An 18,368-nucleotide genomic window follows, 5' to 3' on the forward strand; every position below is an offset into this window, starting at 1 on the left:
GGAGAGTCTCTCGTTTCGACCGGCGCCTACTCGGAGCCCGGACGGCGCAGCGTCAGCGACTGGAACCGGCGGTGGCGGTCGACGACCACCGGATGGAAGTCCAGCACGTCGAACCGGTCGGTGGCGAAGCCGAGCAGTTGCTCGTCGGTGCGGAAGGAGAAAAAGCGGGGCGGGACGTGATCGTCCCCGACCAAGGGGCCCTCGGCGCTCTCGCCGCCGCCGTACACGCCGATGAAGAGGAGGCCGCCGGGGCGCAGGATCGCCCGGATCGTCGCGAGGACCTCGGGCAGGTCGTGGTTGGGCACGTGCAGCAGGCAGTTCATCGCGAACACGGCGTCGAACGAGGCGGCCGGGAATTCCAGTTGCAGGAAGTCCATGGCGTACGCCTCGATGCCCTTGGCCCGGCAGCGCTCGACCATCTCCGGGGACAGGTCGGCGGCGACGACCTCGAAGCCCTGCCGCTGGAAGTGGACGCTGTCCTGCCCGGTGCCGGCGCCGATCTCCAGCAGCCGTGCGCCCGGGGAGAGCCGGTCGGCGAACCCCTGCCGTTCGGCCAGCTTCCACGGCTCCTTGTCCACCCGGTCGCGAGCGGCCGCCCCCGCGTCGTACGCGGTCCGCAGCGGCCCCACCACCTCGTCGTAGCGCACTGTCATGTCGAGCATTGTGCCGGGCCGGGCAGCGGTCCGAGGTCCCCGGCCGCGGGTGCCAGCGCGGCGCGGCGGGCGAGCAGGAAGTCGCGTTCGGCCGCGTTGCCGGCGCGGGCCGCCGCCCTCTCGTATGCCGCCGCGGCCTCGACCGTACGGCCGAGCCGGCGCAGCAGGTCCGCCCGCACGGCGTGGAACACGTGGTATCCGGCCAGGTCCAGGCGGTCGACCAGGGCCAGCGCCGGCCCGGGACCGTCGGTCTCGGCCACCGCCACCGCGCGGTTGAGCGCCACCACCGGGTCCGGCCGGTACGCCAGCAGCTGGTCGTACAGCATCCGGACCTGGACCCAGTCGGTGGCCGCGGCCGTCGGGGCGTCGCTGTGCACGGCCGCGATGGCCGCCTGGATCTGGTACGGGCCGGGCCGGTCCCGCCGCAGGCAGCGGCGGACGATCCGCTGGCCCTCGTCGATGAGTGGCCGGTCCCACCGGCCGCGGTCCTGCTCGCCGAGCGGCACGAGGACGCCGCCCGGGCCGGTCCGGGCGGGCCGGCGGGACTCGGTGAGCAGCATGAGCGCGAGCAGGCCCCACGCCTCGGGCTCGTCCGGCATCAGGCCGGTGAGCAGCCGGCCCAGCCGGATCGCCTCGGCGCACAGGTCGGCGCGGATCAGCAGATCGCCGGAGCTGGCCGCGTAGCCTTCGTTGAAGACCAGGTAGATCACCGCGAGCACCGCGCGCAGCCGGCCCGGCAGGTCCGCCTCCCGGGGCACCCGGTACGGGATGCCGGCCGCGCGGATCTTGGCCTTGGCCCGGACCAGCCGCTGCGCCATGGTGGCCTCGCCGACCAGGAAGGCCCGGGCGATCTCGGCGGTGCCGAGGCCGCCGAGCAGCCGCAGCGTGAGCGCCACCCGGGCGTCCGGAGCGAGCGCCGGATGGCAGCAGGTGAAGATCAGTCGTAGCCGGTCGTCGGGCACGGCGCCCTCCTCGGGCGGCTCGTCGGGGGCGTGCAGCAGATCCGCCTCGGCGTGCCGGTCGGCGCGTACCGAATCGTGCCGGTGCCGGTCGATGGCCCGGTTGCGCGCGGTGGTGATGATCCAGCCGGCCGGGCTCGGCGGCAGGCCGGTCTCCGGCCAGCGGCGGACGGCCGCGGTGAACGCGTCCTGCACAGCCTCCTCGGCCGCGTCGATGTCGCCGACCACCCGGACCAGCACGGCCACCGCCCGGCCGTACTCGGCGCGGAACACCCGTTCGATGTCCGCCGCTGTGACGGCCGGTCGCGGTGGGTCCGGCTGGTCCGGCTGTTGGTCCGGCGCCTCCCGCCGGCCGCTGGCCGGTTGCGGCGTGTCGGGCTGTTCCCGCCGGTCGGTGGGGTCCGGCCTCACCGGGCCGGGTCGTCCCGCATCGGCCGCACCTCGACCGGCAGCGTGCTGGCCCGGGACAGCCGGCGGCCCCACTCCAGGGCCTCGTCCAGGTCGGCGGCGCGGATCGCGGTGAAGCCGCCGAGGTGTTCCTTGCCCTCGACGAACGGCCCGTCGGTCATGCTCACCTCGTCGCCGGACCCGGACCCGGGGGCGCCGCCGGGCCGCAGCACCGTGGCGGTCTCCGGTGGGTGCAGCGCGGTGGAGAAGACCCAGGCGCCGGCCGCGCGCAGCTCGGCGTTCAGCGCCGCGAGGTCGCGCATGATCGGCTCCAACACCTCCGGCGGTGGGATCGGACCATCGGGCTGGTAGATGCTCAACAGGTACTGCCGCATGCGGCCATCCTCCTCGTACCGGTGGATCGGCCGGCACGACCGGCCGGTCACCCTCCATACGATCGGGCCGCGGCGGATTCGACATCCGCTGCCCGAGCAAGGTCGCAGCTTACGGCTGATCTCGTCGACGGCCTGGTCGACGCCTGCCGGGTCGTCCGACTGGCGCGGCGGTGCCCCACAGCGGCGGTCGGCAGTCCCGGCCCGGGCGCGCTGGTCCGGTCGGTGCGGCGGGCCGGGCGGTCTCCCGGCCCGCCGCCGGATCACCGGCAGTTTCCGCCCGCGTTGATGCAGGCGGCGATGCGCTGCATGGTCCGGACGGAGTTGACGTTGATGAAGTCGTTGTGGTCGGAGAACGGGTTGTGGTTCTCCTCCGGGAAGGAGTCGAGCGCGTACTGGCCCCTGAGCTGGACGTCGCGCGGGATGTCGTACGAGATGGTGATCCGCAGCTGCGGGATGGCGACGAAGCCCTGCGGGCAGGCGCCGGTGGTCTTGTCGGCGAAGGCGACGTGGCTGCGATGGTTGGCGCTGTCGGTGTTGCGGCCGTCCCAGCAGCCCGGGAAGTCCTGGACGCGCTGGACCGCGCTGCCGGCCGGGCAGATCGGGTACTTGTCGGAGAGCCGGTCGGCGAATCCGGAGCAGGTCCAGGTGGCGCGGGCGTTGGCCGGGCCGCGGCTGGTGGGCTTGGCGTCGCCGGTCAGCTCGCGCAGGAACCGGGGCATCGGGACGACCTTGCCGACGGCGTTGCCGCGGTACTCGATGAGCACGGACGCCGGGCGCACGATGCCGCCGGTGTTGTTGGGCAGTTCGAGGTTCGGCCCCTGCGGTTCGGGCAACGGGCTCGCCGCACCGGTCGGCGTGGCCTGGACGGCGGTCGGCGTGGCCTGGGCGGCCGTCGGCGTGGCCTGGGCGCCGGTCGGCGTGGCCGCGGCGCCGGTGGGTGGGGCCGGCGGCGGGCCGCCGGCGGCGCCGTTCTGCTGGTCGTCGCCGAGCGTGCAGGCGGCGAGGGCGTCGAGCCCGCCGAGACGGGCGGCGGCACGGCCGATCGAGGTGGCGATCCGGTCCAGCACGGCGGCGCGCTTCGCCGCCAGCGGGCCGAGGATGGCGTTGTCGATGAAGTTCGGGCCGCCCTGACCCCGGGTGGTGACCAGGCGCTGGTTGGCCTCGGAGATCTGCCGGTCGAGCTCATCGAGGCCGCGGTTGACCTCGGCCACCGCCTGCGGGGGCACCCCGGGGAGCCGGTCTCGCACGGTGGGGCACCGCACCTGAGGGCTGGCCACCCCGCCGGCCGGGGCGCTCGCGGTGTGGTTGGCATGGAGCCGGGCGTGGATGCCGTCATAGCTGACGTCGCATTCCGTGAGCGAGACCATGCCGGCGGGGCGCTGCCCGCCGGCGGCGCGAATGGCGTCGCTGATCCTTGTCAACGCCTGGACGCGGCCGGCCCGCAGCCGCCGCAGCAGATCATTGTTGAGCCGGGTGTCCACGCCACGGGCGGCGGCGATCCGCTGGTCGGCGGCGGCCTGCAGCCGGTCCAGGAGGGCCAGTTGACGATCGACCACCGCCTTCGCCGCTGCCGGTACGGCGGGCATTCTGGTCCGCGCCGACGGGCAGACCACGGCGCCCGGGGTGGCGGCGAGAGCCTGCTGGACCTGCTCACCGGTGGCCCGTACCGACCGGTCGATCCGTACCACCGGCCAGAAGTAGGACGACCTGTCACCGTTGCGGCAGGTGGTGCCCGAGGCGGCCAGGTCCGCGTCGGACGAGTTGGCGGTGATGGCGAGGTTGCCCACGAAGTCGTGCAGGTGCTCGGCGCCGTTCCTGATGCCCGGCTGGGCGACCGGGTTGTCCGGGCTGAACTTGCCGTTGCCGTTCGTCCCGCAGTCGACGGTGAACCTGCCGGTCGACGCGTCGGGGCCGGTCTTCGGCTGCACCACGTTGGGCGTGACCTGCCCGATGGGTCGGAAGTCGGCCGGACTGGTGGCCGCGTCGGCGGTGCCCCGCCCGCCGCTGGTGACGAAGGTGAGCGTCAGCGCGCCGGTCGCCGCCAGCACCACCGCCACCAGGGCCAGTCGGATCAGCGGCGAACCTTGCCATCTCGATCGTCGGTACCGGGTTCTCATCTTTTCCCGCCTTCCCTGCATGAGCGGCCACCGGGAGTGGGGCCGACATGCCGGGGTACGGCGGCACCGGGGCGCGGCGATCGGTCGACGGCCGGTACGTCATCGCCCGGTAAGAATTGCGGCGGCGCCGGAAGGTCACTTGAGGAAGGTCAGCAGCTCCCGGTTGATCTCGTCGGCGTGCGTCCACGGGATGCCGTGCGGCCCGTTCTCGATGACGATGAGCTGGCAGTCCGGGATGGCCTCGGCCAACCGCTGGCCGGTGGCGGGGAACGGCAGGATCCGGTCCGCGTCGCCCTGGATGATCAGTGCCGGCACGTCGATGGCGGCCACGTCCGAGCGGAAGTCGGTGAGCCAGGCGTCCACGCAGGCCATCGTGCCGATCGGCGAGGCGTCCACGGCCACGTTCCAGCTGGCCCGGACCACCTCCTCGCTGACCCGCTTGCCGAGGTTCTGGTCCAGGTTGTAGAAGTCGTGCAGGAACTGCGTCTGGTAGGCGTACCGGTCGGCGTGGATGGCGGCCTTGATCTGGTCGAAGACGGCCTGGTCGACGCCGTCGGGGTTGTCGGACTTCTTCAGCAGGTACGGCGGGATCGGCGAGATCAGCACCACCTTGTCGATCCGTTCGGAGCCGAACCGGGCCAGGTACCGGGTCACCTCGCCGGTGCCCATCGAGTGGCCGATGAGGAGCACGTCCCGCAGGTCGAGCACGGTGAGCAGCTCGGCCAGATCGGTGGCGAACACGTCGTACTCGTAGCCCCCCACGGGCTGGCTGGAGCGGCCGAAGCCGCGCCGGTCGTACGCGATGGTCCGGTAGCCGGCGGCCACCAGGGCGGTGACCTGCTTCTCCCAGGCGGCGCCGCTGAGCGGGAAGCCGTGGATCAGCACGACGGGCTGCCCGTCGCCGTGGTCCTCGTAGTAGATGTCGATGGTTCCCGAGTTCTCCGCCCCGACGGATAGATACGGCACAGCTTCCCCCTTTTGCCCGTATATGAGCCGGATACTAGCCGGACCCGGGTGTTAACAAGGGGCCCTTCCTATACAAAAAGCGATAACAAGGGGCCCTTCCTTCGTGGATCTTGCGGGGGGCGGGCGTGGCGGGGACGATCGGGCGATGACGTACCGCTGGGGGATGACCGTTCCGCTCGACGGCGTGCCGCTCGCCGATCACGCCGCCGTCTACACCGCCCTGGCCGGAGCCGGCTTCACCGACGTGTGGTCGGCCGAGGTGGCCGGCGCCGACGCGTTCACCCCGCTGGCCCTGGCCGCGGCCTGGCGGCCGGACCTGCGCCTGGGCACGGCCATCGCGTCGGCCTTCACCCGGGGGCCGGCGCTGCTGGCCATGAGCGCCGCGGCGCTGGCCGAGGCCGCGCCCGGCCGGTTCGCTCTCGGCCTGGGCGCCTCCTCGCCGGTGGTGGTCCGGGACTGGAACGCCGTGCCGTTCGACCAGCCCTACCGGCGGACCCGGGACGCGCTGCGGTTCCTCCGCGCCGCGCTCGCGGGGGAGACCGTCGACCGCGAGTACGACACCTTCGCCGTCCGCCGGTTCCGGCTGGAACGCCCGCCCGCGGTGCCGCCGCCGCTGCTGCTGGCCGCGCTGCGTCCCGGCATGCTCCGGCTGGCCGGCGCGGAGGCCGACGGCGTCATCCTGAACTGGCTGGCCGCCACCGACGTGCCGCGGGCGCTGGCCGAGCTGGGCGAGCCGCGGGACGACTTCGAGGTGGTGGCGCGGCTGTTCGTCTGCCCCACCGAGGACGCCGGGCACGCCCGCGCGCTGGGCCGCCGGCTGATCGCCGGCTATCTCACCGTGCCCGCGTACGCCGAGTTCCACCGCTGGCTGGGTCGCGAGCCGCAGCTGGCCGGCATGTGGCGGGCGTGGGCGGCCGGAGACCGGCGGGCCGCCGCAGCGGCGGTCCCGGACGAGGTGGTGGACGCGCTGGTGCTGCACGGTTCGCCGGCCGCCTGCCGCGAGCAGGTGCGGGCGTACGTCGAGGCCGGCGTCGGTACGCCGGTGCTGGCCCTGCTGCCCACCCCGGAGCTGGCCGGCGGCGGGGCGGCGGAGCTCGGCCGGGTCATCGCCGCGCTCGCCCCCGGCGCTCCCGCTCCGGCCGCCCGGCCGGGAGGGGTGGGCTGATGCGGCCGGGCGGCAAGATCGTCGTGGTCACCGGCGGCGCCGGCGGCATCGGGGCGGCCCTGGCCGGTCGGTTCGCCGCCGAGGGGGCCGAGGCGGTGCTGGTGGCCGACCTGGACGGCGCGGCCGCGACCGAGGTCGCGGACCGGATCGGATCGGCGGCGACCGCGGCCGCGGTCGACGTCACCGACGAGGCGCAGGTGGCCGACCTGGTGGCCACGGCCGAACGCCGGTGGGGGCGGATCGACCTGTTCTGCGCCAACGCCGGCGTCACCTCCGGCGTCGGCCTGGACGCCCCGGCGCAGACGTGGCAGCGGACCTGGGCGGTGAACGTGCTCGCGCACGTGTACTCGGCCCGGGCCGTGCTGCCCGGCATGCTGGAGCGGGGCGAGGGCTACCTGCTGCACACCTGCTCGGCGGCCGGGCTGCTGACCGCGGTGGGCGACGCCCCGTACAGCGTCACCAAGCACGCGGCCGTCGGCTTCGCCGAATGGCTGGCCGTCACCTACGGCGACCGCGGCATCCGGGTCAGCGCGCTGTGCCCGCAGGGCGTGGACACCCCGATGCTCACCGACGGGCTGGCCGCCGGGCACGTCGGCGCCCGGGTCACCGCGGCCTCCGGCGCGGTGCTGGCGCCCGCCGACGTGGCCGCGGCCGTGCTGGACGGGCTGGCCGCGGAGCGGTTCCTCATCCTGCCCCACCCGGAGGTGGCCGAGTACGCGCGGCGCAAGGCGGCCGACCCGGACGGCTGGCTGGCGGCCATGCGCGGCCTGAGCCGGCGCTTCGACGGCGAGTCGGGCGCGGCGCAAACCGGCTGAGCAGCCCCGCCTCCCGGCCAGCGCCGGCGGGCCTCCCGGTCCGTGTCGCGCGGCCTGCGCGCCAGCGCGTCGACGTGCGGGTGCGGCGCCGCTGCCAGGCGGCGCCGCACCCGTCCGGGCGGTCGGCTCAGCAGGACTGGCGCATCCCGTGCGAGGGTCCGTTGCCCCAGCCGATGAGGTAGTCCCCCTGCGGCTGGCCGTTGTTGTCCTGGAAGTTGATGTCGGTGACGTTGGCGGCGCTGAACACCTTGTGCCAGCCCTCCAGCGGCTGCTCGTCGACCGAGGCGTAGTACTTGGTGGTCACGCCCGTGCTCGGGTTGCGCACCCAGTAGCCGAAGACCACCTTCGCCGTGCCGTACCCGGCGGGCACGTAGAACCAGAAGTCGCACGTGGAACTCTTCGTCACGGGTGGGAACGTCACCCGGACGCAGGCGTGCGAGCCGTTGGAGTACGTGTAGTTCGTGGGCAGACCGTACAGGTCGGTGGCGCCGAAGTACTGCTGGGTGCCCGGGCAGTTGGTGGTGTTGTTCTCCAGCACGCTGACCGTGGCCGTCAGGTAGGAGGCCGCCTTGCGGTTGATGTGGATGATGTCGCGCATACCCGCGCTGCCGTAGGTCCCGTTGAGCTCGGCCGCGTTGTGCCCGTCGTACTGCGCCTCGCTTTCGGTGCCGGCCCGGACCACCAGCGTGGTGTGCACCCGGGTGGAGTCGTTGCGTTGATTGGGATCGGTGGTGTTGTAGTAGAAGATGACGTCACCGGGGCGCGCTGCGGTGGGTGTGTTGCCGATCCACGTACCGAGGCCGGTGTCACGCAGGAAGTTGTAGAGGCCGGGAACTCCGCTGCTCCCCACGTTCCACAGGTGATAGACCCGGCCGTTGCTGGCGGTGTAGGTGGCGAATGCCGACTGGGGCGAGTTGGCGGACAGGCCGGGAATCAGGCCCTCGAAGGCCAGCGCCCGGGCGACGTACTCGGCGCACTGGAAGTTGGGCTGCCAGTCGCCCGCGCCGACGAACCCGTGGCTCGACGAATCGAACCAGTCCCAGTTCCACGTCTTGTCGGCGTACTGCACGCTCGCGTTGTTGGGATCGGTGACGATGGTGGCGTGTGCCGGCGCGCCCACGACGAGCGAGGCGGCGATCGCGGCGAGTCCGGTGGCCATCGCGGCCACCATTCGCCACAGTGGTCCGTTCATAGTCGTATTCCCCTTCAGCCGATTGCCGATGCAATCAGGATCATTGATCATCGGTCTCGTGTGGACATGGGCGGTGTCAGCTGACAAACCCCTGTCAATGCGGGCAGCGGACCGGTATAACAAAGTCGGTCGATGGAGGTGGGATGGGTCGTCAGGAGGCTCCGCTCGACTCGGATCAGGGGGAGCCTCGGCAGTTCGCGGCCGCGCTGCGCCGCCTGCGGGCCGAGGCCGGTAACCCGAGCTACCGCGAGCTGGAAAGGCGTACCAACTACTCGCGGACCACGCTCGCCGAGGCGACCAAGGGACGAGGACTGCCGTCCCAGCCGGTGGCGCTGGCGCTGGCGGCGGCGCTCGGCGGCGACCCGGCCGAATGGCGGCACCGGTGGGACCTGGCCTGGAAGGCGCTGCACCAACAGCAGCCGGTGGCGGAGGTGGTCGCCCCGGCCCTGTCCCCCCAGCCGGTCGCCGACGGCGCAGATCCGGATGCCGCTGGCTGCCTCACGGACGCGGTGACCGCGCACGCCCGCAAGGTGTCCCTGCACGGGCGCCAGCGCCTGGTGGGGCAGATCGAGCTGCGCTGGTCTCCCGGCAGCCACGCCGCCTGGGCCCGCTTCGAGCCATACCGGTTCCTGGAGCATCTGGCCGGCAAACACGCCGTCGAGCTCGAGTTGGAGGTCTGCCGGGAATCAGACGGCGCGCGGACCACCTACCGGGACGAATTCATGTACGACACGCACTGGTCGGATCTGCTCTGCACGTTCGGCAGCGTCTTCGTCGCCAGCGTGGTCGTCTACCTCGACGGTGTGCAGGCCGCCGTCGGCGCGACCGACCGGCGGGTCCTGGACTGATCGGGGGCGGCCGGGGGAGCGGTACCGTCACGAGCGGTGCTCGGGCGGCCGGTCACCCCCGGGCGGCGGAGGTGCACACGCACGCCTTGTTGCCGTCCTGGTCGGCGATGACCGTGAACGACGGCGCCTCACTGTCGTCCACGATGGTGCCGCCGGCGGCCACGGCCGCGGCGATGCGGTGCTCGGCCACCTCGGGGGCCACCCAGATGTCCAGGTGGAACCGCTGCCGCGGCGGCTCGTGCTCGTCGGTCTGCTGGAACCACAGGTTCGGCACCCGTCCCGTGGCGTCCCGGATATCGTCATCGATGCCTCCGCGGCCCAGAGCCTCGGCGTCTCCGGTCAGCAGGGCCGCCCACACCGGGGCGATCGTCGCGGCGTGCGCCGTGTCGAGGGCCAGCTCGATGTCGGTGATGCCGGCCGGATCGGCGACGATCCCCTGCTCGACCGCGATCCCGGTGATCCGCCGGGCGAGGTCGACGTCCCGCCGGGTCACCCACTCGACGGTGTGCTCGGCGCCCGCGCCGTCCCGGTAGACGGCGTCCCGGCTGATCAGCTTGAGGTCGACGTACCCGTCGCCGATCGTCACCCGCGGGTGGTGGCCGGCCCGGTCGCCGGCCTCGCCCACCGCGGCCACGAACCGCGCGGCCGTGGTGAAGCCGGCGACCAGGTAGCGCGCGTGCAGCCCCTGGGCCAGCTTGCGCCAGTCGGTCAGGTCGGCGTCGGCGATCTGCTCGCCCGTCAGCATGTCCATGCGCGGACGGTAACCGGGGTTCCGGACGATCGGCGTCCGCTGGGCTGACTAGGCGCCGGGCCGGTCGGCGCGCGCGAGGCTCGCGCGGGCCTCCATCAGGGGGAGCGGGTTGATGTAGTCGCGGTACGACCGGACCTGGCCCTCGCGCACCCGGAACACCGCGATCACGGTCTGCCGGAACGGCGCACCGGTCGCCACGAGGGTGCCGAGCGCGTCGTACTCCACGATGACGACCTCGGGGTCGGCGGTCTCGTGCAGCACGAGGTCGCGGTATTCGGTGAACCGTACGAAGTTGCCGGCCTGGCTCAGGTGCCGGTGGATCTCGGCGCGGCCCTGCAGCCGGCCGGGCACGCCGGGCGGCCGGTAGGGCCACTCGATGCATCCGTCGGGCGCCATCAGCGCCACGACCGTCTCGACGTCCATCTCCCGGCCGGCCCGCAGCATCTGCTCGACGACCTCGCGCGATGTGGCGCTCATGGGTGTCCTTTCGTTGAACGCACGTTGATTGAACGACCGTAGAATGAATGGGCGGCTCGGTCAACGCCCGTAGAATGCACAGGTGAGCGATCCCAACCCTCGGCCGAGCCGGGCGCAGCAGCGCCGGCGGACCGAGCGGAACATCCTCGCCGCGGCCCGGCAGCTGTTCGCCGAGCTCGGGTACGACCGCACCACGATCCGGGCGGTGGGCCGGGCGGCCGGGGTCGACGCCGGCCTGGTCATGCACTACTTCGGCTCGAAGGATGAGCTCTTCTCCCGGGCCACCGAGCCGCCCGTCGCGGACCCGGCCGCCGCCGGTATCCCGCCCGACGAGACGCCCGTGGGGCCGCCGGCCGGTGCAGGGCAGGCGGCCGAGGCGTTGCTCGCCTCGCTGGCCGGCCGGCTGGACGGCGAACCGGTGGCCTCGCTGGCCGTCCTGCGGTCCATGCTCACCAACCCCGAGGCCGCCGACCGCTACCGGGCGTTGGCCGAGTCGCAGCTCAGCCAGATCACCGCCGGCATCCCCACCGGCGACGCCGAGCTGCGGGCCAGCCTGCTCGGCGCAATCGTGCATGGTGTGATCATCGAGCGCTACCTGCTTCGCCTCGGCCGGCTCGCGGACGCCTCGCCGGAGCAGATCATCGACCTGCTCCGCCCGTGCTTCCGGCTGCTCACCACGGCCGAGGCGCCGGCCCCGACCCATCCGCCCGCCCCCCACGACGGGCCGGGCGCCTGATCCGAGGCGGCCGGCGCTTGTTCCTGACGCGGCGTCATGTCCCATAGTCGGTGCCGTGGCAGACCACCTGACCGTGGGGCGCGTGGCGGAGCTGGCCGGAGTGAGCGTCCGCACCCTGCACCACTATGACCAGATCGGCCTGCTGACGCCGTCCACGCGGACCATCGGCGGGCGGCGGGCCTACTCGGCGGCCGACGTGGAGCGGCTCCGGGAGGTGCTCGCGTACCGGCGGCTCGGCTTCGGCCTGCGGGAGATCGCGGAGCTGGTCGACGACCCGGCCACCGACGCGGTCGCGCGACTGTGCCGGCTGCGCGGCCTGTTGATGGATCAGCGCGACCGGGCCGCCGCCATGGTGACGGCCATCGACCGGGAACTGGAGGCACGGGCAATGGGAATCAGGACGACGCCGGAGGAGCAGTTGAGGGTGTTCGGGGCGCGGCTGTACGACAACATCGGCTCGGCCTACCCGGCGACGCGCCGCACCGAGCCACGGATCGCCGCGCGCATCTGGGACGCGCTGGGGGACGCCCGTACGGTGCTGAACGTCGGCGCCGGGACCGGCTCCTACGAACCGCCCGACCGCGACGTCACCGCGGTGGAACCGTCGGCGGTGATGCGGGCGCAGCGTCCGGCCGGCGCGGCGCCCTGCGTGGCCGCCGCCGCGCAGAGCCTGCCGTTCGCCGACCAGTCCTTCGACGCGGCCATGGCGGTCAGCACCGTCCACCACTGGCCGGACCCGGTGGCCGGGCTCCGGGAGATGCGCCGGGTGGCCCGCCGGGTGGTGGTGTTCACGTACGACGCCGACGACACCGGCTGGCGGCAGCGGTTCTGGCTCACCCGCGACTACCTGCCGGAGTTCGCCGACCTGCTGGTCGGTTGGCCGTCGCTGGCCGACCTGACCCGGGCGGTCGGCGGACGGGCGGAGCCGGTGCTGGTCCCATGGGACTGCGCCGACGGCTTCTTCGAGGCGTACTGGCGCCGGCCGGAGGCGTACCTGGACGAGCGCGTGCGCCGGGCGGTGTCGGTCTGGACCCGGGTCGGGCCGCGGGCCGAGCGGCGGGCCGTGAGCACCCTCCGGGAGGACCTGGCCACCGGCCGGTGGGCGGAGCGCAATCGCGACCTGATGGCGCTCGACGCGGCGGAACTCGGCCTGCGCCTGATCGTGGCGTGAGCCGGGAACCGGCCCCGGCCGCCGGCCGCCTGGGCGGTCGTCACGGTGTCGGCAGATCGCGCCTTCGGGGTCGGGGACCCCCGGTGAGGTGAAACACTGCCGAAGTGGGACGAATAGGCGCGTCCGGGCTGATCAACTGGGGGGGCCCGGGCACCCGGGTCACCCGGTTGGAACTCTTCTACGATCTGATCTTCGTCTTCGCCTTCCTCAACGTCACGAGCGTCACCGGCAGCAACCTGCGGATGCGGGGGCTGCTGGAGGCGCTGCTCGTGTTGGCTCTGCTGTGGTGGTGCTGGACGGGATTCGTCACCATAGGTAATTCCGTGCGTGCCGACTCGGGCGTCATGCCGATCATCGGGTTCTGCCTGGTAGCCGCGATCTTCGTGCTGGCGCTGAGTGCGGCCGGGGCCTTCCATGACATTCCGGGCGGCCTCTACGGCCCATGGCTGTTCGCCGTGGCATACCTGATCACCTGGCTCCTGAAGACGGCGACGATGTGGACCGTTGCGATGCTGGAACACACGCCTGTGCTCCCCACCCTGCTGCTCATCGGACCGGCCCTGATCAGCGCGGCAATCGTCCTGCTGGCCGCGGCGGTTCCGCAGCGGGTCGCACCGGAGGGCGTGGCGCAGAACGTCCGGCTCGGGTTGTGGGTCATCGCACTGCTTTTCGAATACCTGGGCGGCCTGCTGGTGGGCCGGACGGGGTGGTACCTGCGCTCGGCGGGCCATGCGGCCGAACGGCACGCGTTGATCGTGCTGGTGGCGCTGGGCGAGTCGGTGATCGCACTGGGTGTCGGCGCCAGCGCCCGGCCCGGCCAGCCGTTGACCCTGCCGATCGTCTTCGCGGCGGTCCTGGGCGTGGGTGTCATCGCCGGCCTCTGGTGGCTGTACTTCGACTGGATCCCCCTCGCCGTGGAGCAGAAGCTGCACGGGATCCGCGGCCCGGAGCGGTTGCCGGTCGCGCGGGACATCTACAGCTACCTGCACCTGCCGCTGGTCGTTGGAATCATCCTGTTCGCCCTCGGCCTCAATCAGGTGCTGGCGGTCGTGTCGCCCGCGCGTGGTGGGGCCGACGGCGCGCTGGGACCAGCCACCCTCTACGGTGGCGTGAGTCTCTTCCTGCTCGCCCTGGCGGCGATCGAGCTACGCGGGCTCCGCCGCCTCGACCGGGTGTTGCTGGCCGCCGCCGTGCTCGTCGTAGCCCTGATACCGGCGGCGTACCGGCTTTCGGCGCTGGCCGCGCTGGCGCTGCTGGCCGGCGTGGTCGTGGCCGTCGTACTGGTCCAGCTGTGGGCGACGTGGACGCTGCGCGGGACGGTCCGCGCGGTCGCGGTCGATGAGCAGACCGCGATGGAGGCCGAGGCGAACCGATGGCGAGCCCAGCACCTGTGATCCGTGCCGGCGGCCCTCACCGGGGTTGAGCGGGGCGACCGGGCGGCCCCGGTGGGGCGATCCGCGCCGCGCTCTCGTACGCCGCCGCCCGCGCCAGCACCTCGGCGGTCACCCGGGCCGGGTGGCCGCTGTCGTACGGTGGTTGCGGGTCGTACTCCATCCAGAGCTGGACGGCCTGGGCCGTCGTCGCGTCGGTGAGCAGCTCGACCAGCCGCAACGCCATGTCGATGCCGCTGGAGACCCCCGCGGCGGTGATGATCCGCGCAGCCGGCTCCTCGACGACCCGTTGGTCCGTCGGGTGGGCGCCGAAGCGGGTCAGCTCCTGCGCCGCCCGGTAGTGGCTGGTGGCCCGGCGCCCGGTCAGCAGCCCGGCCGCCGCCAGCAGGATCGAGCCGGAGCAGACCGAGGTGGTCCACCTCGTGGTCTCGTGGATCCGCCCGATCCAGCGGGGCAACGGCCCGGCGAGCGCCTGGATGGTTCCGGGTCCGCCCGGGACCACCAGGACGTCCGCCGCCTCGACCTCGGCCAGCGTCGAGTCGGCCATCAGCGCGGCCGTCCCGCAGTCGTCGCGGACCGGACCGGTCCGCTCGGTGGCCAGCACCACGTCGATGCCGGGGGCCAGCGCCAGCGGCTGGTAGGCGCCGATGACGTCCAGCGCGGTGAAACGCTCGTAGAGCGGGATGACGACACGGGTCATCGGTACGTCCCTCCGGTCGGGGTCCGCGGATGGCGCCGCGGTCAGCGGGTCGAGAAGCGGGCGCGGTATGCGCCCGGGGTGGTGTCGAGCCGGTCGCCGAACACCCTCCGGAGCGACTCCGCGGAGCCGAGCCCCGACCGGGCCGCGACCGCGTCGAGGGTGAGGTCGGACTGGGCGAGGAGCCGCTTGGCGACCTCCAGGCGCAGCTCGGTGACGTACCGCCCGACGCTCAGCCCGGTCTCGCGGGCGAACAGGCGCTGGAAGTGCCGGGGTGACATGGCGGCCCGTGCGGCGAGCTCGTCCACCCGGTGGGCGGCCGCCGGCTCGGCGTCGATGATGCGCTGAGCGGCGGCCACCCGCTGCTCCCGGGCGCGTTCCAACCACACCGGGCCGGAGAACTGGCCCTGATTTCCGGGGCGGTGCAGGAACATGACGAGCCAGCGGGCGATCTCCTGGGCGACCCGTGGCCCGTGGTCGAGGGCCACCACGGCCAGCGCCAGGTCGATCCCCGCCGTGACGCCCCCGGACGTCCACACCGGACCGTCGCGGACGTAGAGGGCGTCCCGGTCGACAACAACGTCGGCGAACCGGCGGTCGAGTTCCCGGGACAACGACCAGTGGGTGGCCACCCGATGCCCGGTGAGCAGCCCGGCCCGAGCGCAGAGGAACGCCCCGGAGCAGATCGACAACAGGCGCGCCGGCCGGCACGCCCGCAGCCAGTCGACGAGGTCGGGGTGCGCGGCGCGGTCCGCCGCGGCGGTGCCGCCCGGCACGACCAGGGTGCCGGCGCCGACCGGGGCGCCGAGGGGGCCGGCCACGAGGACCAGGCCGCTCTCGGTCGCCACCTCGGCCGCCGTACCGACCAGCCGCAGCTCGTACCCCGGAGGCTCGCCCCGGGCGGCCCGGTACCGGTTCGCCCCGGCCAGGACCTCCCACGGCCCGGTGACATCGAGCGACTGCACGCCCGGGAATGCGACAACGGTGACGGGCTCGACCATGGCCCGAGTCTGCGGGTCCGACCCGCCGTGGCGCCATGACGGCATTCCCATGGATCGTGACGCGGTGATGCTAGACCGAGTTGATTGCGCCGCCACCGGGCCCGGCGACGGGCGTGGGTGCGTAGTGGGTCATCTCCTCGATGTCGGGCAGGTAGGGCCGGATCTCGGCGAAGAACTCGGCGAAGTGCGGCCCGCTTCGGAACCCGCGCAGGTGCTCCTCGGCGGAGGTCCACTCGATCCGCAGGACGTACCGGCTGGGGTCCTCGGTGCTGCGCAGGAGTTCGTAGTCGACACACTGCGGCGCGGCCCGCAGCGCCACGGCGGCTCGGGCGTACGCGGCCTCGAAACCGTCCAGGCGTTCCGGCTGCAGCTTGTACCTGATGTACTCGATCACCATGGGCACCAGCCCAGCACGCCCGACCGTGAATGATCAAGTACGCACCGTTTGGTGCGTACCCGTACGGAGGCAGGAATGACCGAGCGGTACCGCTGCCCGGTGGAGCTGACCGTCGACCTGCTCGGCGGCAAGTGGCGCACGGTGATCCTGGCGTACCTCAAGGAGGGCATGCACCGGTACGGGGAACTGCGCCGGCGCATCCCCGGCGTGAGCGAGAAGGTGCTGACCCAGCGCCTGCGGGAACTCGAGGCGGCCGGGCTCGTCGTCCGGACCGACCACGGGGCCGTGCCGCCGCACGTCGAGTACCGGCTCACCGACGATGGCCGCAGCCTCGCGCCGGTGCTGCAGGCGCTCTACGACTGGGGTGCCGAGCGAGCCGCCCGCGCCGGCGTACGGGTCGACCCGCCGGCCGGGCGCGACGCCGGTTAGGCTGCGTGGCCCAGCGCGGCCCAGGCGGAGGCGGCGATCTCGATGGGCCCCTCCCGGGGCAGCGACGCGGCGCACCGGGCCCGCAGCGCGTCCCGGTCCCGTTCGTCGAGCCCGCCGACGTACGCACCAGCCGGACCCACCCCGAGGGTGAACGGCTCCCACCATTCGGCGAAGTCCGCGAAGGTCGTCCGGACCGTCAGGACCGTCGACTCGATGTCGCGCAGGCCAGCGGCCGCGAACAGTTCGGCCAGGTGCCCCTCCCGCGCGCCGGCCAGGCCCGACTCGTCGTGCGCCCGCGGATCGAGGTCGAGGGCAGCCCGCCAGAACACCGCCAGCGGCCCGCTGCCACCGGCGTGGTCCCACACGCACGCCGCGACCACGCCTGCGGGCCGGGTCACCCGGGCCATCTCGCGCAGCCCCGCCACCGGGTCGGCCATGAAGTGCACGACCAGTTGGGCGTACGCGACGTCGAAGGCGTCGTCGGGGAACGGCAGCGACTCCGCGGCGGCGCGCCGGATGTCGACCTCGGGGAAGCGGGTACGGGCCGCCGCGACGAGCGCGTTCGACGGGTCGACCGCCGCCACGGCTCCGGCGCCGAGCCGCGCGACGAGTTCGGCGGTCAGCGCGCCGGCCCCGCAGCCGACGTCCAGGGCGCTTTGCCCCGGCGTGAGACCCGCGAACTCCACGAACCTCTCCGCCAACGGCTCGGAATATCGGCCCATGAACCGGCCGTACGCGTCGGCGCCAACCTCGAAGCTCACCCGCGCATCCTATGTCTCCGGTTCGACGGCCGGCCCCGGGATGCGGCCGTGGCCGGCGCTGGCATCATGGCCGGGATGGACCACGACCGCGTGGAGCTGAAGGCGTTCTATCGGCGTTACCTGCAGCGCTGCAACGAGCACCGCTTCGACGAGCTGGCCGAGTTCGTGGCCGAGGACGTCGAGGTGAACGGCCGGCCCCACGGGCTGCGCGCCTACGGTGCCGGGCTGGGCGACGTGGTCGAGGCGCTTCCGGACTTCCACTGGGACCTGCGCCACCTGCTGATCGACGGCTCCTGGTTGAGCGCCCACCTGACCGACACGGCCACCAGCCCGACCGGCCGGTCCGTCACCATCCGGGAATTCGCCCTCTACCGCATCGTCGACGGGAGGATCGCCCAGTGCTGGGGCGATCTTGAGCGGTCCCGGCTGATGATCTGAGCCGCGGCGTGCCGGCCCGCTCGGCGCGGCCGACCCGCGGCGATTCGAGCGTATCGTCCGACTGATGACTGTCATCTCGCTCATGCTCGCGGTGCCGGACGCGGCCGCCGCGTCCGCGTGGTACGCCCGCGCCCTCGGCGCCACCGAGTTGTGGAATCTCGGCTCGGTCATCGGCCTGGAGGCGCAAGGGGCCGCGTTCTTCATCGCCGAGGCCGAGAACAACGGCTGGCAGAACCCGGGCGCGCTCGGTGGCACGACGGTGCGGGTCGAGGTGTTCTTGGACGATCCGGACGGGTTCGCCGAGCGGGCCGCGGCGGCCGGCGCGAACTACCACGACCCGGTGCGGGACCACGAGATGCCGTGGGGAACGCACCGGCAGGGCGGCTTCTTTGACCCGTACGGTCATCTCTGGCTCGTCGGTGACGCGTCACCGCTGCGGCGGCACGCGGAGACCGGCCACGAGTGAAGGCCGGCCCGGCCGGCGGCCGGCGGTGGGTGAGACGGCGATGGCAGGGAGGAAACCCTCCCTGCCACTTTCAACATATACCGCACCCGGGGGCTTGCGGCAAGACCCCGGTCCTGCCGCAGAATCGTCGGCCGTACCCGACACCGGCGAAAAATA

Annotated in this window: 21 protein-coding genes; 9 read left to right on the forward strand and 12 right to left on the reverse strand. The window is 73.1% G+C overall.

The window, feature by feature from the left end:
* Positions 1-26: 26 nt before the first annotated feature.
* The 5 genes from ACFFHU_RS12610 to ACFFHU_RS12630 all read right to left on the reverse strand — a co-directional run bounded on the left by ACFFHU_RS12610 (position 27) and on the right by ACFFHU_RS12630 (position 5,477).
* A complete protein-coding gene (locus tag ACFFHU_RS12610) occupies positions 27-662 on the reverse strand; it encodes a class I SAM-dependent methyltransferase (RefSeq protein ID WP_377338403.1) in 636 nt (211 codons plus the stop codon).
* On the reverse strand, positions 650-1,894 hold the full coding sequence (locus tag ACFFHU_RS12615) for an RNA polymerase sigma factor (protein ID WP_377338534.1): 1,245 nt from the start codon (positions 1,892-1,894) through the stop codon (positions 650-652). The genes ACFFHU_RS12610 and ACFFHU_RS12615 overlap by 13 nt, the downstream gene beginning before the upstream one ends.
* Positions 1,895-2,019: 125 nt before the next feature.
* Entirely contained in the window at positions 2,020-2,394 is a 375-nt protein-coding gene (locus tag ACFFHU_RS12620) for a YciI family protein (RefSeq protein WP_377338405.1), read from the reverse strand.
* 260 nt (positions 2,395-2,654) lie between these two features.
* Positions 2,655-4,511 carry a DUF1996 domain-containing protein gene (locus tag ACFFHU_RS12625; protein WP_377338406.1) on the reverse strand — a complete coding sequence of 619 codons (1,857 nt, stop codon included), beginning with the start codon at positions 4,509-4,511 and terminating at the stop codon, positions 2,655-2,657.
* 135 nt (positions 4,512-4,646) lie between these two features.
* Positions 4,647-5,477, reverse strand: a complete 831-nt coding sequence (locus ACFFHU_RS12630; RefSeq protein ID WP_377338408.1) for an alpha/beta fold hydrolase — start codon at positions 5,475-5,477, stop codon at positions 4,647-4,649.
* A 163-nt stretch (positions 5,478-5,640) separates the two neighbouring features.
* Here ACFFHU_RS12630 and ACFFHU_RS12635 point away from each other — a divergent pair, with 163 nt between their 5' ends.
* Together ACFFHU_RS12635 and ACFFHU_RS12640 are read left to right on the forward strand one after the other, a co-directional pair.
* Positions 5,641-6,642 (forward strand): LLM class F420-dependent oxidoreductase, encoded by a 1,002-nt coding sequence (locus ACFFHU_RS12635; protein WP_377338536.1) that lies wholly within the window; start codon positions 5,641-5,643, stop codon positions 6,640-6,642.
* Positions 6,642-7,457 carry an SDR family oxidoreductase gene (locus ACFFHU_RS12640; RefSeq protein ID WP_377338410.1) on the forward strand — a complete coding sequence of 272 codons (816 nt, stop codon included), beginning with the start codon at positions 6,642-6,644 and terminating at the stop codon, positions 7,455-7,457. The genes ACFFHU_RS12635 and ACFFHU_RS12640 overlap by 1 nt, the downstream gene beginning before the upstream one ends.
* A 127-nt stretch (positions 7,458-7,584) precedes the next feature.
* Here ACFFHU_RS12640 and ACFFHU_RS12645 read toward each other — a convergent pair whose 3' ends face one another.
* Positions 7,585-8,649, reverse strand: a complete 1,065-nt coding sequence (locus ACFFHU_RS12645) for a hypothetical protein (RefSeq protein ID WP_377338411.1) — start codon at positions 8,647-8,649, stop codon at positions 7,585-7,587.
* 143 nt (positions 8,650-8,792) lie between these two features.
* Between ACFFHU_RS12645 and ACFFHU_RS12650 the strand changes: the two genes are divergently transcribed.
* Positions 8,793-9,497, forward strand: coding sequence for a helix-turn-helix domain-containing protein (locus tag ACFFHU_RS12650; protein WP_377338412.1), 705 nt, complete (start codon positions 8,793-8,795; stop codon positions 9,495-9,497).
* Positions 9,498-9,549: 52 nt separating this feature from the next.
* On the opposite strand, the gene ACFFHU_RS12655 is transcribed toward ACFFHU_RS12650, so the two are convergent.
* Together ACFFHU_RS12655 and ACFFHU_RS12660 are read right to left on the reverse strand one after the other, a co-directional pair.
* Positions 9,550-10,248, reverse strand: a complete 699-nt coding sequence (locus ACFFHU_RS12655) for a 4a-hydroxytetrahydrobiopterin dehydratase (RefSeq protein ID WP_377338413.1) — start codon at positions 10,246-10,248, stop codon at positions 9,550-9,552.
* Between the two features lie 48 nt (positions 10,249-10,296).
* Positions 10,297-10,770: a nuclear transport factor 2 family protein gene (locus ACFFHU_RS12660; protein ID WP_377338538.1), complete on the reverse strand. Its 474-nt coding sequence runs from the start codon at positions 10,768-10,770 to the stop codon at positions 10,297-10,299.
* A gap of 37 nt (positions 10,771-10,807) precedes the next feature.
* On the opposite strand from ACFFHU_RS12660, the gene ACFFHU_RS12665 reads away from it, so the two are divergent.
* The 3 genes from ACFFHU_RS12665 to ACFFHU_RS12675 all read left to right on the forward strand — a co-directional run bounded on the left by ACFFHU_RS12665 (position 10,808) and on the right by ACFFHU_RS12675 (position 14,026).
* Positions 10,808-11,461 carry a TetR/AcrR family transcriptional regulator gene (locus ACFFHU_RS12665; RefSeq protein ID WP_377338414.1) on the forward strand — a complete coding sequence of 218 codons (654 nt, stop codon included), beginning with the start codon at positions 10,808-10,810 and terminating at the stop codon, positions 11,459-11,461.
* 55 nt (positions 11,462-11,516) lie between these two features.
* Positions 11,517-12,632, forward strand: a complete 1,116-nt coding sequence (locus ACFFHU_RS12670) for a MerR family transcriptional regulator (RefSeq protein WP_377338415.1) — start codon at positions 11,517-11,519, stop codon at positions 12,630-12,632.
* A gap of 104 nt (positions 12,633-12,736) precedes the next feature.
* Complete coding sequence (locus tag ACFFHU_RS12675) at positions 12,737-14,026, forward strand: low temperature requirement protein A (protein ID WP_377338416.1); 1,290 nt, start codon at positions 12,737-12,739, stop codon at positions 14,024-14,026.
* A gap of 16 nt (positions 14,027-14,042) precedes the next feature.
* Here ACFFHU_RS12675 and ACFFHU_RS12680 read toward each other — a convergent pair whose 3' ends face one another.
* The 3 genes from ACFFHU_RS12680 to ACFFHU_RS12690 all read right to left on the reverse strand — a co-directional run bounded on the left by ACFFHU_RS12680 (position 14,043) and on the right by ACFFHU_RS12690 (position 16,118).
* A complete protein-coding gene (locus ACFFHU_RS12680; RefSeq protein WP_377338417.1) occupies positions 14,043-14,723 on the reverse strand; it encodes a DJ-1/PfpI family protein in 681 nt (226 codons plus the stop codon).
* Positions 14,724-14,764: 41 nt separating this feature from the next.
* Positions 14,765-15,721 (reverse strand): GlxA family transcriptional regulator, encoded by a 957-nt coding sequence (locus tag ACFFHU_RS12685; protein ID WP_377338418.1) that lies wholly within the window; start codon positions 15,719-15,721, stop codon positions 14,765-14,767.
* A 70-nt stretch (positions 15,722-15,791) separates the two neighbouring features.
* The gene (locus ACFFHU_RS12690; protein ID WP_377338419.1) at positions 15,792-16,118 is read right to left on the reverse strand and encodes a putative quinol monooxygenase; all 327 of its coding nucleotides are present in this window, start codon (positions 16,116-16,118) and stop codon (positions 15,792-15,794) included.
* A gap of 75 nt (positions 16,119-16,193) precedes the next feature.
* Here ACFFHU_RS12690 and ACFFHU_RS12695 point away from each other — a divergent pair, with 75 nt between their 5' ends.
* Positions 16,194-16,547 (forward strand): winged helix-turn-helix transcriptional regulator, encoded by a 354-nt coding sequence (locus ACFFHU_RS12695; protein ID WP_377338421.1) that lies wholly within the window; start codon positions 16,194-16,196, stop codon positions 16,545-16,547.
* Here the strand turns inward: ACFFHU_RS12695 and ACFFHU_RS12700 are convergent.
* Positions 16,544-17,308, reverse strand: a complete 765-nt coding sequence (locus ACFFHU_RS12700; protein ID WP_377338423.1) for a class I SAM-dependent methyltransferase — start codon at positions 17,306-17,308, stop codon at positions 16,544-16,546. The genes ACFFHU_RS12695 and ACFFHU_RS12700 overlap by 4 nt on opposite strands.
* 75 nt (positions 17,309-17,383) lie before the next feature.
* Here ACFFHU_RS12700 and ACFFHU_RS12705 point away from each other — a divergent pair, with 75 nt between their 5' ends.
* Together ACFFHU_RS12705 and ACFFHU_RS12710 are read left to right on the forward strand one after the other, a co-directional pair.
* Entirely contained in the window at positions 17,384-17,746 is a 363-nt protein-coding gene (locus tag ACFFHU_RS12705) for an ester cyclase (protein WP_377338425.1), read from the forward strand.
* A gap of 64 nt (positions 17,747-17,810) precedes the next feature.
* Positions 17,811-18,212, forward strand: a complete 402-nt coding sequence (locus ACFFHU_RS12710; protein ID WP_377338427.1) for a VOC family protein — start codon at positions 17,811-17,813, stop codon at positions 18,210-18,212.
* Positions 18,213-18,368: the final 156 nt, after the last annotated feature.

Origin of the sequence: Plantactinospora siamensis (genome assembly GCF_042434095.1) — a bacterium.
GTDB lineage: Bacteria > Actinomycetota > Actinomycetes > Mycobacteriales > Micromonosporaceae > KBS50.

Bases quoted from the DNA above. Each gene is read 5' to 3' on its own strand.
- ACFFHU_RS12610 (WP_377338403.1), bottom strand. From the start codon at position 662: ATGCTCGACATGACAGTGCGCTACGACGAGGTGGTGGGGCCGCTGCGG.
- ACFFHU_RS12620 (WP_377338405.1), bottom strand. From the start codon at position 2,394: ATGCGGCAGTACCTGTTGAGCATCTACCAGCCCGATGGTCCGATCCCA.
- ACFFHU_RS12625 (WP_377338406.1), bottom strand. From the start codon at position 4,511: ATGAGAACCCGGTACCGACGATCGAGATGGCAAGGTTCGCCGCTGATC.
- ACFFHU_RS12635 (WP_377338536.1), top strand. From the start codon at position 5,641: ATGACCGTTCCGCTCGACGGCGTGCCGCTCGCCGATCACGCCGCCGTC.
- ACFFHU_RS12640 (WP_377338410.1), top strand. From the start codon at position 6,642: ATGCGGCCGGGCGGCAAGATCGTCGTGGTCACCGGCGGCGCCGGCGGC.
- ACFFHU_RS12645 (WP_377338411.1), bottom strand. From the start codon at position 8,649: ATGAACGGACCACTGTGGCGAATGGTGGCCGCGATGGCCACCGGACTC.
- ACFFHU_RS12650 (WP_377338412.1), top strand. From the start codon at position 8,793: ATGGGTCGTCAGGAGGCTCCGCTCGACTCGGATCAGGGGGAGCCTCGG.
- ACFFHU_RS12655 (WP_377338413.1), bottom strand. From the start codon at position 10,248: ATGGACATGCTGACGGGCGAGCAGATCGCCGACGCCGACCTGACCGAC.
- ACFFHU_RS12680 (WP_377338417.1), bottom strand. From the start codon at position 14,723: ATGACCCGTGTCGTCATCCCGCTCTACGAGCGTTTCACCGCGCTGGAC.
- ACFFHU_RS12685 (WP_377338418.1), bottom strand. From the start codon at position 15,721: ATGGTCGAGCCCGTCACCGTTGTCGCATTCCCGGGCGTGCAGTCGCTC.
- ACFFHU_RS12690 (WP_377338419.1), bottom strand. From the start codon at position 16,118: ATGGTGATCGAGTACATCAGGTACAAGCTGCAGCCGGAACGCCTGGAC.
- ACFFHU_RS12695 (WP_377338421.1), top strand. From the start codon at position 16,194: ATGACCGAGCGGTACCGCTGCCCGGTGGAGCTGACCGTCGACCTGCTC.
- ACFFHU_RS12705 (WP_377338425.1), top strand. From the start codon at position 17,384: ATGGACCACGACCGCGTGGAGCTGAAGGCGTTCTATCGGCGTTACCTG.
- ACFFHU_RS12710 (WP_377338427.1), top strand. From the start codon at position 17,811: ATGACTGTCATCTCGCTCATGCTCGCGGTGCCGGACGCGGCCGCCGCG.